At 61.9% G+C, this 13332-nt stretch carries 14 protein-coding genes and 1 tRNA gene; 7 read left to right on the forward strand and 8 right to left on the reverse strand.

Translation table 11 applies throughout. From position 1 onward, the window contains the following. Positions 1–80: 80 nt before the first annotated feature. Entirely contained in the window at positions 81–599 is a 519-nt protein-coding gene (locus HRQ64_RS08165; RefSeq protein WP_248305320.1) for a cold-shock protein, read from the forward strand. Between the two features lie 11 nt (positions 600–610). Beyond that, complete coding sequence (locus HRQ64_RS08170) at positions 611–1105, forward strand: DUF192 domain-containing protein (RefSeq protein ID WP_210258526.1); 495 nt, start codon at positions 611–613, stop codon at positions 1103–1105. A 2-nt stretch (positions 1106–1107) separates the two neighbouring features. On the opposite strand, the gene HRQ64_RS20140 is transcribed toward HRQ64_RS08170, so the two are convergent. After that, a complete protein-coding gene (locus HRQ64_RS20140; RefSeq protein WP_349236684.1) occupies positions 1108–1800 on the reverse strand; it encodes a hemolysin III family protein in 693 nt (230 codons plus the stop codon). A 186-nt stretch (positions 1801–1986) separates the two neighbouring features. Here HRQ64_RS20140 and HRQ64_RS20145 point away from each other — a divergent pair, with 186 nt between their 5' ends. Next, on the forward strand, positions 1987–2589 hold the full coding sequence (locus HRQ64_RS20145; RefSeq protein ID WP_248306943.1) for a hypothetical protein: 603 nt from the start codon (positions 1987–1989) through the stop codon (positions 2587–2589). A 7-nt stretch (positions 2590–2596) separates the two neighbouring features. Here HRQ64_RS20145 and HRQ64_RS08185 read toward each other — a convergent pair whose 3' ends face one another. From HRQ64_RS08185 to HRQ64_RS08205, 5 genes are read right to left on the reverse strand one after another with little or no spacing between them, the layout of a single operon-like run. Then, positions 2597–3382, reverse strand: coding sequence for a transporter substrate-binding domain-containing protein (locus HRQ64_RS08185; RefSeq protein WP_172122925.1), 786 nt, complete (start codon positions 3380–3382; stop codon positions 2597–2599). A gap of 3 nt (positions 3383–3385) precedes the next feature. Further along, entirely contained in the window at positions 3386–4231 is an 846-nt protein-coding gene (locus HRQ64_RS08190; RefSeq protein WP_172122926.1) for an ABC transporter permease, read from the reverse strand. Continuing rightward, positions 4228–5178, reverse strand: a complete 951-nt coding sequence (locus HRQ64_RS08195) for an ABC transporter ATP-binding protein (protein WP_172122927.1) — start codon at positions 5176–5178, stop codon at positions 4228–4230. Before HRQ64_RS08195 ends, HRQ64_RS08190 begins: the two co-directional genes overlap by 4 nt. Then, positions 5175–6026 carry a transporter substrate-binding domain-containing protein gene (locus tag HRQ64_RS08200; protein WP_172122928.1) on the reverse strand — a complete coding sequence of 284 codons (852 nt, stop codon included), beginning with the start codon at positions 6024–6026 and terminating at the stop codon, positions 5175–5177. The genes HRQ64_RS08195 and HRQ64_RS08200 overlap by 4 nt, the downstream gene beginning before the upstream one ends. Positions 6027–6080: 54 nt before the next feature. Beyond that, positions 6081–7883, reverse strand: coding sequence for a PQQ-binding-like beta-propeller repeat protein (locus HRQ64_RS08205; RefSeq protein ID WP_172122929.1), 1803 nt, complete (start codon positions 7881–7883; stop codon positions 6081–6083). A 442-nt stretch (positions 7884–8325) separates the two neighbouring features. Here HRQ64_RS08205 and HRQ64_RS08210 point away from each other — a divergent pair, with 442 nt between their 5' ends. Continuing rightward, positions 8326–8745, forward strand: coding sequence for a cytochrome c (locus HRQ64_RS08210; RefSeq protein WP_127752570.1), 420 nt, complete (start codon positions 8326–8328; stop codon positions 8743–8745). Between the two features lie 564 nt (positions 8746–9309). Here the strand turns inward: HRQ64_RS08210 and HRQ64_RS08215 are convergent. Next, positions 9310–9549 (reverse strand): hypothetical protein, encoded by a 240-nt coding sequence (locus HRQ64_RS08215; protein WP_172122930.1) that lies wholly within the window; start codon positions 9547–9549, stop codon positions 9310–9312. A gap of 133 nt (positions 9550–9682) precedes the next feature. Continuing rightward, positions 9683–9759 (reverse strand) — tRNA-Arg (locus HRQ64_RS08220). Between the two features lie 370 nt (positions 9760–10129). On the opposite strand from HRQ64_RS08220, the gene HRQ64_RS08225 reads away from it, so the two are divergent. The 3 genes from HRQ64_RS08225 to HRQ64_RS08235 all read left to right on the forward strand — a co-directional run bounded on the left by HRQ64_RS08225 (position 10130) and on the right by HRQ64_RS08235 (position 13331). Then, a complete protein-coding gene (locus HRQ64_RS08225) occupies positions 10130–11374 on the forward strand; it encodes an ABC transporter substrate-binding protein (RefSeq protein WP_248305254.1) in 1245 nt (414 codons plus the stop codon). Positions 11375–11477: 103 nt separating this feature from the next. Further along, complete coding sequence (locus tag HRQ64_RS08230) at positions 11478–12422, forward strand: sugar ABC transporter permease (protein ID WP_172122931.1); 945 nt, start codon at positions 11478–11480, stop codon at positions 12420–12422. A gap of 9 nt (positions 12423–12431) precedes the next feature. Next, on the forward strand, positions 12432–13331 hold the full coding sequence (locus HRQ64_RS08235) for a carbohydrate ABC transporter permease (RefSeq protein WP_172122932.1): 900 nt from the start codon (positions 12432–12434) through the stop codon (positions 13329–13331). The last annotated feature ends 1 nt before the right edge of the window (position 13332 follow it).

The following is a 13332-nucleotide window of genomic DNA, read 5'->3' on the forward strand; positions in this document are numbered from 1 at the left end:
AACTGAGCGGCGAGGGCGACGAGCCTACGACCCTGTCTACCGGGGCGGTGACCGATCGCCCGCAAGCGACTGACGGCAGCATGGATACCATCGAGGTTTCCGGTGCCATCAAGTGGTTTGACGCTGGCAAGGGTTTTGGCTTTATCGTGCCCGATAATGGCATGGCCGACGTGCTGCTGCATGTTACCTGTCTGCGGCGCGACGGCTACCAAACCGCCTATGAAGGCGCCCGCATCGTGGTAGAGGCCCTTAACCGCCCCGGCGGGCTACAGGCTTTTCGCATTATTTCCATGGACGAATCCACCGCGCGGCATCCTTCGCAGATGGCGGCGCCGCGCACCCATGTGGTGGTGGAGCCAACTTCGGGCATGGTCCGGCTCGAGGTGAAATGGTTCAACCGCATTCGCGGCTTTGGCTTTCTGTCCGCGGGCGAGGGCACGCCTGACGTGTTCGTCCATATGGAAACCTTGCGCCGCTTCGGCATCACCGAGCTGCGGCCAGGCCAGTTCGTGCTGGTTCGCTATGGCGATGGCCCCAAGGGCCTTATGGTTGCCGAGATTCGGCCCGATGGATGGGGCGACGCACCGTCTTCGCACTAGGATCACCATCCATGCTTACCGCCTTCACCGCGCCTCCCGCTGCCGCCCAAGTGGTGCGCCGTTCCGGTCTGCTCGTGGCTGCTCTCTTCGCGGTCGCGCCGCTGGCGGCCTGCAGCGATGAGGGCCAACTGGTTCTCCACACCTCGACCGGCGATCACGCCTTCAAGGTCGAGGTCGTCGATACGCCCGAAAGCCGCGCCAAGGGCCTGATGTACCGCCAGGAACTGGCTGATGACGAAGGCATGCTCTTTGACTTCGTGGATGAGCGGGAGGTGTCATTCTGGATGCGGAACACCTTTATTCCGCTCGACATGATCTTCATCGATGGCAAGGGTGTCGTCAAAACCGTGCATGTGAATGCCCGCCCGCACGACCCTACTTCGATCCCCTCGCAGGTTCCGGTGCGCTATGTGCTGGAGATCCCCGGCGGGCGCTCCCAGGAGATTGGCCTCAAGCCGGGTGACACCGTCGAGCATGACCTCATCGAGGCGGCGCCACAGCCCTGATCCTAGAGCCGCTTGAACACCATGCAATCAAGCACGGCCCACAGGTGCAGGCTGGCGCCCGCGACCACGAAGACGTGCCACAAGGCGTTCTGAAATCTCAGCGTTTCCCACAAGTGGAAGATAATCCCGAGCGAATATACGACGCCGCCCGCCAGGATCAGCCACAGTGTTGAGGCGGGCAGGGCGGTGGCCAGCGCCTGGAACACCAGGATGCCGCTCCAGCCGATTGCCAGGTACAGCAGAATGGCAAGGCGCCCGAAGCGGTGCGGCACCAGCAGCTTGAGGGCCACGCCAATCAGCGAGGCGGCCCATACGAAGGTGGTCATCACCATGCCCGTGGTCGTGCCGCCCAGCACCGCGAGGAAAGGCGTATAGGTGCCGGCGATGAACAGGAAAATGGCGGCCTGGTCGAGCCGCGCCAGGTGCATCTTGATCGGCGAAACCGGCCATAGATTATAGGCCAGCGACACGCCAAGCACGCAGATCAGCGTTGCCACATACAGCACAAGCGCCGGAAACGCCTCCGGCGCAGTGTGCGTCAGGGCAAATACCAGAAGGAACGATCCGGCAACAAGCGCCCCCACCAGCCCGAACACATGCACCAGACCATCGGCCACCAGTTCGGCCGGGGTATAGGGACGCTGCTCGCGGCTCCACCAGGAATAGGACGGGGACGGCTGAACGGGGTGCTGCACTACGGGCTCCTGCGGCGAGCCTGTTGCTGCCAGGTTGCCAACGCACTGATAAGCCACAGAGTTGCAGCGCGTGCGCCTGTGCCGCAGGCCAGAAGGCCACGAGCGGCCTTGGCGCTCCGTCCCACCGGCCCGCAATCGCTTGACCCGACCGACCGTTCCATGTTCGACCAGCCGGGGAGGAATAGCATGTTCGACCTGACGCTGCCGACATTGTTGACCCGCATTGCGGTGCTGGTCCCAATACTCGCCATCTACGGATTTGCCCTTACGGGTGCCGCCCGTTTGCTGGGTGACCAAGGCCCCGCCCAAGACGGCCGCCTCACCCTCAACCCTGCTGCTCATCTGGATCTAATCGGCGCTGTGGCCTTCTTGGTGTCGGGCCTGGGGTGGATGACGCCGCTGCACCTGACGCCGGCACGTCTGCGACCGCCCGTTCTCGGCGCAGTTGCGGCCATGCTCACCCCAAGCTTAGCCATGCTGGCCTTGGCTTGGCTCGCCCAGCGGCTGATCCCCCTCGCGATCAACATGGATTCGCTGGCCTGGGGCGCCATCGTCACCAGTGGTCTGCAAGCGCTTTCGGGCAGCGCCGTGCTGTTTGCGCTGATCAACCTCGTGCCCGTGCCGCCGCTGGCGGCTGGCGCATTGCTCGGGCGGACATCGGAAATTGCCGGCTGGCTGGAGCGGCGGCGACTGCTGGTCAGCCTTGCCCTTCTTGTGGTGTTCGCGACCGGCAAAATCCAGCTCTGGCTGGCCCCAGTCGTCGCCGCGGTTTTGGCGCTGATCGACTGAGTTCGGGCTAATCGAGGTACTTGACGGTCAAGTCATTGAGCCGCCCGTCGTCACGGATGCGCGCCAAGGCAGCAACGATGGCGCGCTTGAGGGTTAGGTCCCCTTTCCAGAGGCCAAACACCAAAGCGTCATGCCCGAGCGGCGGCGGCAGATCGGTCATGACCAAGCCAGCCTCGCGAGCCAGCGCGTGGGCATAAAGCGCGTCGGCAATGCCGGCATCGGCCGAACCGTCTGCAATTGCGGTCGCGAGATCATCGGGCGAGCGCACCAGCTGGGGGGTAACGCCTTGCCCTCGCAAGAACCGCGACAGCCCCAATCGGTCGGCACCCGGCACATTGGCCAGAACCGCCACTGTCGCCCCCGACTGCAGTGCCCCCGCTGCCCGGGACAGAACCACCCAACCCGTCTCGCCAAATGGTGGCGTTACGTCCAGAAAGGCGCGGGTGGCTGCTGTGTCGAGCGTGCCACCACCCACCACCGAGCATTGCGCCCGGCTGATCCGCCACAGGCTCAGATCAAAATCCTCACCCATGGCGGGCACTGTGACCGGCCGGAACCGGACGCCGATTTCCTCGGCAATCATCTGCAGCAGTTCAACTTCGAGCCCCGGTTCGGCCTCGTCAGCGGTCACGAGCGGCGGCCGCGTCACGGGCAGACAGGCGCTCAACAGGCCCTGGCGCCGCACCTCCGAAAGCGAGGTATCGGGCGGGAGCAAATACACCGCCAACAACAGAGCCATACCCCCGATTAACCAGGCATATTGCGACACAGTATCGAGGAGGCGGCGCAACATGGCTCAGTTCTTGCGGAAGTCGAACAGCGCCCAGCCGAAAAAGACCACGCACATGCCCACCAGCACTAGCGGCCCCAAGGATGGATCGAACTGGGCGAAGCCGATGAAGTTTTTTCTTAGCGCATCAACGGCATAGGTCATCGGATTCGCGTGGATAAGGAACACCAGCCATTCCGGATAGATGATCGCCGCCTGCGCCCGCGACAGCGCTGGATCGAGCGGAAACACCGAGCTCGAGAGAAAATACAGCGGCAGGATCACGGCGTTCGAAAACACCCCGAAGCCCTCAAAACTGCGCACCCGATGCGCAATTACGATCCCCAGCGACGTCAGGCCAAAGGACAGGAGGAACATCAACAGCAGGCCCATGGCGATATCGGCTGGCGCGATGGGCACATCGACGAAAAACGCCAGGATCAGCACGAGGCAGCCATGAAACATCGCCACCGTCGCGCCGCCCAGCACCTTGCCGAGCAGCACCAGCGAGCGTGGCATGGGCGATACCAGCACTTCGCGCAAGAAGCCGAACTCGCGGTCCCAGATCAGCGACACCGCCGATTGCACCGAAGTGTACATGATGTTGAGGGCGATAACGGCCGGGAAGATAAACTGCAGATAGGTGAATGGGATCACAAAGCGGACCGCGCCATAAACCTCGCCGCGGAAATAAGGGTTAAGCCCGATCCCTAGTACCAGAACCCAGAGCAGCGGCCGGCTGACGCCACCGATCAACTGCCCCTTGTCCCGCGCGGCCCGCTTGATCTCGCGCAGCCAAATGGCAAACACCCCGCTAGCCAAAGCCCGTGGCCCCAGCGGTGTGGTTTGGGGAAAGTCGTCTACCAGGCTCATCGGCGTCCCTCCCGCTTGGGCGTGACGGGTTCCGGGCGCTCCAGTTGCCGACCGGTAATGGCGAGAAACACGGAAGCAAGGCTCGAGCGATCAAAGGAGAGGTCGGTGAGCCGATCGCCGAATTCGCCCAGGAATTCACGCGTGAACTGCGATTGTGGGATGCGGACCAACAGCCCTTCTCGCATAGGCGTCACCAGTTCAGGATAGCGCGACTGAATAGCCTGTGCCGCCGCCGCATCCACCGGGCGCAGCCGCATATATTCCTGCCCGTAGCGCGATTTCAGCGCATGTGGGGTGTCCAGCGCCACCACCTTGCCCTGGTCGATAATGCAAACCCGGTCGCAGTTCTCAACCTCTTCGACATAATGGGTGGTGATGATGAGGGTCAGGTCACGTTCAGCGCGCAGCTTGGCGACATAGTCCCACATGGCGTCGCGCGAACGGGCGTCGAGCCCCACCGTCGGTTCATCCATCACGAGGATCCGCGCGTCATGCACAAGGGCGCGGGCAATTTCGAGCCGCCGCTTCATGCCGGCCGAAAGCGTCTGCACCAATGCGTTGGCGCGATCCGCAAGCTCGACCGCCGCCAGCATTTCCTGAATTCTGTCCCGCCTCAAAGCCTTGGGCACGCCATAGACCATGCCGTGGAACTCGAGGTTTTCACGAACGGTCAGGCGTCCATCCAGGCTGGAGGTCTGGAACACTACGCCGAGATTGCGCCGCACCCGTAATGGGTCGCGCATCACATCGGCCCCGCCGACCTTGGCCGTGCCACTGTCGGGCGCCAGCAGGGTGCAGAGGATATGCAACAAGGTGGTCTTGCCGGCGCCGTTGGGGCCGAGCAGGGCAAAGACCTCGCCGCGGTTGATCGTCAGGCCTACCCCATCGAGCGCCAGATGACGGCCATAGCGCTTGCTGAGGTCGTGCAGTTCGACGGCAGGAGTCATGGATTGGAGGGTGCCGCACCGGGCATGTCGATTTGCGTCAGCAACTCATCGACGACGCCATCCGCCACCAGCGCCGCAATCGCCTGGTCGATATTGTTGCGCAAGAAGGTGTCCCGGCTAAGCATGACGCCACCAATGGGCACCGGCGGCAGGTTGAGCGGGCTGGGAGAGGCGATGATGTCGAGCGCGGCGATATCAGGGCGGCTCTTGCCCAAGGCATAAAACGAGGGTGCCCAAACCAGGGCGGCGGCGACAGTGTCGCTCAGCACGGCGTCGAGCGCCTGGGTGTCGGTCGCCATCGGAAAACGCCGCCAGCGCTCCCCGGCCGGGCGGGAATTGTTGAACTGCACGAGGCGGAAATCTGCCGCAGAGCCGATCGTGGCCCCAAGCGCCTGGCCCGGGGCGATGGCGCCGAGGGTCGCGGGGGCAGGGGACTTGGCCACAAACACATAGCCGGTTTCGTAATAAGCCCGGGTGACTGTCACCCATTCGGGATAACCGCCGGCAAACAGTTTGAACCCGAAATACACCGCGCAATCGGCCAGCAGGTGGCGGTACACATCCTCGAATTCGGCGCGCTCATTGGTGTCGGTCACCACATGCATGCGCGGCTCGAGCAAGAGGCTATCGGCAATGGCAAGGCCAACCGCCTTGTCGAACTCCCATCCGGGATCACGCGGATCAACACAAAAGCGGAAGGAATACTCGTCGCTGGCCCGGCCGAACTTCTCTTGGTCGGGCAGGCTGGGGCGATCCTGCGCCAGTCCCGGCGCACAAAGGGCAGCCGCACAGAGCAGGCACGAAGCAAGAACCCGCCCGTGGCGGCGAAGGCGGGATAGCAAAACCATCAGGTTGGTTCCTCAAGAAAAACCGCGGGCGCCGAAGCGCCCGCGTCCAACTGCCTAGTTTGCGGCAGCTTGCGTGTCGGCAGCACCTGCTGCGTCGTCAGGCAGGGCGAACACCCAGAGCACCGAGCCAGCGGTCGGCACGACCAGTTCGGGCGTCAGCGTCGCTACCGAGCGCGCCATGCTCGAGCCGTTACCCACGGCAACGGCGACATACTGCTTGCCATCGGCTTCGTAGCTGACGGGGAAGGAGTTGATCGCGTTGTTGGTGCGCATCTTCCAGAGCACGTCGCCCGACTCGTCGTCGAACGCATAGAACCAGCGGTTCCAGTCACCGGCGAACACGACGCCGCCTGCTGTGGGCAGCACGGCCGAGACGATCGGTGCGCGCTGGCGATGCGACCAAGCGGTTTCCTGGTCAACCATGCTTACGGCATCCACGCGGCCGATATTGCCGTCGCTGCCGTCGACCGGAATACGCGAGAAGGTCGCACGACCACCACCGGTATAGATCTGGCCGGCGTCAAGCGGCTGGGGCGTGGTGTTCGAGCAGTACTCGTTGAGCGGCAGATAAAGCATCTGCGTGCGCGGGCTGTAAGCCGTTGCTGGCCAAGCGCGGCCACCGGGGTCAGCCGGGCAGTTGAGCGTGGTTTCGCCGATCTTCGGGATGGAATCAGGGTTGATGGTCTTTTCGCCGGTTTCCTGGTCGATGGAAGCGACCACGTTCTGCGGCACGGTTTCCTTGGCCCAGAGCCATTCACCCGACTCGCGGTCCAGCGATTCGATGATGCCGAGCTTGCCGGCTGTCACGACCTGCTTGCGATCGGTACCATCATGGGGAAGATCGATCAGGATGCGCTCATAGATATAGTCCAGATCCCAGGTGTCGTTCTTGAGATACTGGTGGTGCCACTTGAGCGCGCCCGTCTGCGGATCGAGCGCCAGCGTCGAGTCGCTGTAAAGTGCGTCATTGGTAACGCCTTCTTCCTCGGATGCCGGCAGCAGGCCGCTCATCTCGGCAATCCACGGATAGGGCTGGCCCACACCGCTGAATACGGTCTTGGTTTCCGGATCATAGGTCCCGGCCAGCCACACCGATGCGCCAAAGCGGCTTTCGAGCGGTATGCCGTTCCAGGTTTTGTCGGCCTCGCCATCGCGAGCGATGGTGTAGAAGCGCCACTTTTCTTCGCCCGTTGAGGGGTCGTGTCCGGTGATGAAGCAGCCGCCAGGCTGGGCATTGCCGCAACCGGTCATGCCCTGGATCACCACGCCGTCGGCAATCAGCGGACCAGCTGAATAGCGCCAGCCCTTGTTCCAGTCCGCAGGCTGCACGTCCCACACGACCTGGCCGGTCTTGGCGTCGAGCGCGATGATATGAGTGTCCGATGTCGCGAGGATGATCTTGTCCTCGTAGATCGACATGTTGCGCTTGGTGGCCGTGTTGCCGGTGCCAGCCGCGACAACGTCCTCAGGCAGATCGCGCACATATTCCCAGAGCAGGTCACCGGTAGCGCCGTCGAGCGCCTGGACCTTGTCGAGGTTGTTGTGCACGTAAAGAATGCCGTCGTGAACGATCGGCGTGGTTTCGGTCGCGCCCGGGGTCAGCGACCAGGTCCAGGCCACGGTCAGGTTGCTGACATTGTCCTTGTTGATCTGCTCGAGTGGACTATAGCCCCAACCGTCATAGGTGCGGCGCCAGTGCAGCCAGTCGCCATCGGCGGGGTTCAACAACGTTTCGTCGGTCACCGGGGTGTAGCTATCGAGCCGGGACGGCGTTTCCTGGGCATGAACAATGCCCGAGGCAAGAACAAGCAATGAGCTCGCGAGCGCTGATGAGGCGAGCAGTAACCGCTTTTGCATTTGAGTATTTCCTCCGTAGACGCTGAAAGCCCGATTTTCGTCACGGGCTTTGTGCCCTCGCGACGCAATGGTTTGGCAGCGTTACACCGATCATGCGCCCCGTTACTTGGAGCCGTCAACCTTGGTCAGGCTAAGCGTGATCGCCATTCCGTGTAGGCGCGGACGGCAATATCGACGGGGGTGATTCGGGCGCAAACCCCTCTGTGCCGGGCCATAGGCCGTGCTCGTCGGCGGCTGCGGCGGCCTGCCGCAGCAAGTCCACCCGGCGTCGCATTCAACTAAAGTATGAAGCTCACCTGCGACTCCTAGGCCCGGCAGTAAACCCGCGCCGCATCACAAATAAACTTGTTGTCCTGCGCAGCCGATTGCTTCACGCTTGAGTTTGCCCAGACCGGGTAACCAAGCCCGGCAACTAGCCTGTGACGCTCTGAGGAGAATTTCGATGCTGCTTCGTACTTTCGCCATCTCGGCGGCAATGGCCGGACTCGCCTTGTCTGGAACACTGGCCAATGCCCAGGAAGACCTGCCCAAGGCAAGCTTCACTGCCGCCCAGGCCGATGCTGGACGCGCGGAATATCAAAAGAGCTGTCTGGATTGTCATGGTGCCAATCTCGACGATGGCGAGTTTGGTGGTCCGCCCCTGCGCGGCAGCAATTTTGAAGGCACCTATTTCGGTTTCACCGCCGATGGTCTGTTTGGCTTCATCAAGACGGCCATGCCGCCCGACCGCCCGGGTCGCCTGAGCGACAAGACCTATGCCGAACTGACGGCCTATATTCTGTCTAAGAATGGCGTCCAGCCCGGCACCACCCCGCTGCCCGACAACCTCGATGCCCTTGCGGGCCTTGTTATCGAGAAGTAGCGGCGGCGATGTTTTGCGATTGTGCGGGGAGGGGACACCACCCCCTCCTAGCCCTTACCATGAGCACCGAAGTTGCGGCGCGTGGCGATCCCGGCAGGGCCGTGCGCTAAAGCGAGAATGCTGATCCGAGGGGATTCAACCGAACCCTGCACTGGACTGAGCAGCAGTTGAACTGGTCAAGCCCGCTGAAGCCGACCCCATGCCCGAAGATGAGATCAGCACCGGCCGAGACATGCACCGCGTGAACGGCTTGATGAATTCGTCCGCACGCCCCGCCTGTCGGCGGTACCGGCAGTTCCGTGTTACTGCTGGTCGGGTCGGTCGCCGGTAAGCTCGAAAAACAGCCAGGTCGAGTAAGCGGCAATCGCCAGAGTGGCGCACACATACAATTCGGACATTCCGGGGATACTCCTCACGCAGGCCTTGCAGCCGTAACTCAGCATGGCCTGTTAACCTAAACGCGCCCCTAACGTTCCAGGATGGTGGGATTTTTCCGCTGGAGCAGCCGAATTGCGATCCAAAATTGAACGCTGGTTCGGTCCGATTTGGCAAGGCCAGCAGCGGTCAAGCCTGAGCCAGTGCTCGCCAAATCTTTGATCGGTGCTGCGTCAGTGCTTCCACCCAAGTGCGCATGAGCAGAGACTCGGTTGGATCCTCCCCCATATCTGCAATCGTGTCCCTGACCTCGTTCACGCCAATCGACGTAATCTCGTCATAAACCCAAGGCGCCACGCGGGGCAGTTCATCCAAATCAAACCGGTCGGTGAGCGGGTCAGGGATGCGGTCGATTGTCGAAATGGCCATTCCAGGATCTCCTCTGTTTGAGACCAATGCCAATGACCTAGCGTAGTTCCCCGTGCTCACTTGCTGTTGAAAAGGGTCAACATGCGGTGCAATAAATCCTGCAGGGTAGTGTGCTCGCAAAATCTGGTGAAATTGGCGATCCCGGCAGGACTCGAACCTGCGACCAACAGCTTAGAAGGCTGCTGCTCTATCCAGCTGAGCTACGGGACCTCGGCCAAGCCCTCCTTTACCCGATTTCGGCCAGAAAAAAACCCGCCTCTTGGTCTCTGGCGCATCCATCTTTGTACGGGGCGTCGCAACAGCAGCCACCACGCGCGATTTTGTCGATCCCGGCAGGCGATGCTCCTAAGCTCCTGCTCGCAAGAACCCGGTTTTCCGAGGGTTTGCCATGCAAGTTCAAATGCACCTTGACAGCAATGAGGTACGTGTATGAAACTAATGCAATCGATTGCAGAGGTCTCTTGGACGCCAATGAAATCGATTTAAACGCGGCCAGCTCGGGATATCTCACAAGAAGATAACCTTGCGGCTGGCAGATTTGCGGAGCGGTTCGCTCCAGGATCCTTGGGAGGATGCATCTATGACAAAGTTTACCGTGGCTGCCGCGATGGCGGCTGCCTTGATGAGCTCGACTGCCGCGATGGCTGCAGAGCTGGAAGTCACCCATTGGTGGACTTCGGGCGGTGAATCCGCCGCCGTGGCAGAGTTTGCCCGCTTGTTCGATGCGACCGGCAATAAATGGGTCGATAGCGCCCTGGCTGGTTCGGGCACCGGTGCCAACCCCGTCATCATCAGCCGCATCCTCGGCGGCAATCCGATGGGCGCCACCCAGATGAATACCGGCCGCGACGCCGAGGGCCTCATCCAGGCCGGCCTGATCCGCGACCTCACCCCAATTGCCGAAGAAGAGGGCTGGAAGGAATTCTACGCCGATCCAGGTCTCTTTGACGCCTGCACCTACGAGGGCAAGATCTACTGCGTGCCCGTCAATATCCACTCCTGGCACTGGCTGTGGCTCAGCACCAAGGCTTTCGAGACCGCCGGCATTCCGGTTCCCAAGGACTGGAATGAATATGCCACTGCCATTCCCCAGCTGCGTGAAGCTGGCGTCATCCCCTTCGGCCTTGCCGCTGGCTGGCCGCTGAACGGCATTCCCGGTGTGCTGCTGGCTGACGTTGGCGGTCCCGAACTTTACGAAAAGGTTTGGGGCGAGCATGACGCAGAAGCTGTTCGTAGTCCCGAGTTCCGCAAGGTTGCCGAAGCTTGGGCCACCATCCGCGATGCTGTTGACCCGGCTGAAGTCGTGCCGCAGTTCGGCGACGTCGCCAATCAGCTGATTGCCGGCGAAGCTGCCGCCAACATCCATGGTGACTGGATCCAGGGTGACCTGCAGGTCGCCGGCGCCGTTCCCGGCGAGGACTATGAATGCCTGCCGGGCCTGGGCCTGACCCAGCGCATCGAGGGTGGCGGCGACGCCTTCTACTTCCCGCAGCTGCCAGAGGGCACCTCGCAGGACGTCTTGGATGCTCAGGTGGAGCTCGCCAAGCTGCTCGTCAGCAAGGAAGCCCAGGTGGCGTTCAACCTCAAGAAGGGCTCCATGCCCATCCGCACCGATATCGACCTGTCGACGGCCAATCCCTGCATGCAGAAGGCCATCGCGATCCTCCAGAGCCCCGAAGGCCTGCTGCCTTCCGGCGAAACCCTGAACTCGAGCGACACCCAGCAGCAGCTGGACGACCTCAACCAGGAATTCTTCGCCGACAAGAGCTTCTCGGTTGACGACTACATCGAAGAATACGCTTCGATCATCGAGTCCGCCAACTAAGCTGGTCCTGCCGAACGGGGGGCCGCTTGTGTGGCGGTCCCCACCGGCGCGGCGGGCGGCCCCTTGGCCGCTTCGCCCGAGTTTTCGCTAAAGGGGAAGCGCTATGACCGACATCCGGCACGCTGGTGCTCTGGGTCGGCCGGTTGCGGCCGACAAGCCACCAGGACTCCTGCACAATCTGTTTGTGCGCAATTTGAGCGCCAAGATCGCGGCGACACCCATGGTGGTGATCGTGCTGGTGGTGTTTATCGGCTGCACGCTCTGGAGCGTCTGGTTTTCGTTCACCGATTCACGTGCGCTGCCCAATGGCGCCTTTATCGGCTGGGAACAATATGAGCGCCTCTTTGCCGCCCGGCGCTGGCGCATCTCGGCCACCAACCTGTTGACCTATGGCATCTTCTCGCTGGTCTTCACCATGGTGGTGGGCTTCCTGCTCGCCGTGTTGATGGACCAGAAGATCCGCTTCGAAAGCGGCTTCCGCACCATCTTTTTGTATCCCTTCGCCCTCTCGGGCATCGTCACCGGCCTCGTCTGGCAGTGGATCATGAACCCCACGCTGGGGTTGCAATCCACGATGCGGGGCCTCGGCTGGACCAATTTCACCTTCGACTGGATCACCAATACCGACATGGTGCTGTATGCACTCATGATCGCCGGGACCTGGCACGGCACGGGCTTTGTCATGGTGCTGATGCTGGCCGGCCTGCGCGGCGTCGACGAGGAAATCTGGAAGGCCGCGCGCGTCGACGGCATTCCCACCTGGCGCACTTACCTGCAGATCGTGCTGCCCATGATGCGCGGCGTCATCGTTACCACGCTGGTGATCGTCGGCTCGGGCCTTGTGCGCACCTATGACCTTGTGGTGGCGCTCACTAATGGCGGCCCGGGCCTGTCCTCCGAAGTGCCCGCCAAATACGTCATCAACTACATGTTCAACGCTGGCAATCTGGGCCAGGCCCTGGCGGCCTCGACAGTGATGCTTGCGGCCGTGTTCGTGATCCTGATCCCCTGGATCGTCATCGAATTCGGACCAAAGAAGGCGCGCTAGGAGAACACCATGGCCACTATTGCCGCTACCGCCGAGCCCTTTGGTCCTCGCCCCCGTCCGTTTTTCACACCAACCCGCATCATCATCTACGGCATCATCATCGTCGCGGCCCTCTATTACCTGCTGCCGCTTTACGTAATGATCATGACCTCGGTGAAGGGCCTGCCCGAGATCCGTCTCGGCAACATCTTCGCCCCGCCGCTCGAAGTTACCTTCGAGCCCTGGGTCAAGGCCTGGACTAGCGCCTGCACCGGCCTCACCTGTAACGGTCTGGCGCCCGGCTTCTGGAATTCGGTCAAGATCACGCTACCCTCCACCGTCGTTTCGGTCTTCGTGGCCGCTGTCAGTGGCTATGCGCTCGTCAACTGGCGCTTCAAGGGCTCCGAGTTCTTCTTCACCTGCCTGCTGCTGGGCTCGTTCATCCCCTATCAGGTGATGCTCTACCCGATGGTGATGATCACCCGCGAGCTCAAGATCTTCGGCACCCTCTGGGCCGTCATCCTGGTCCACACCGTCTTCGGCATGCCCATCCTAACGCTCCTGTTCCGTAACTACTTCGCCTCGCTGCCCCAGGAATTGTTCAAGGCGGCGCGCGTGGATGGTGCGGGCTTCTGGCGCATTTTCTTCCAGATCATGGCACCCATGTCGCTGCCCATCTTTGCCGTGGCGATTATCCTCCAGGTTACCGGTATCTGGAACGACTTCCTGTTCGGCGTGGTCTTTGCCGGCACGCAGAACAATCCAATGACCGTGCAGCTCAACAACATCGTCAACTCGGCTCAGGGTGTGCGGGAATACAATGTCAACATGGCCGCAACGATCCTGACAGCAGCGGTACCGCTGACTGTTTATTTCGTCTCAGGCAAATGGTTCGTGCGCGGCATCGCCGCTGGCGCGGTGAAGGGATAAA

Origin of the sequence: Devosia sp. 919 (assembly GCF_013185965.1) — a bacterium.
Classification (GTDB): Bacteria; Pseudomonadota; Alphaproteobacteria; order Rhizobiales; family Devosiaceae; genus Devosia.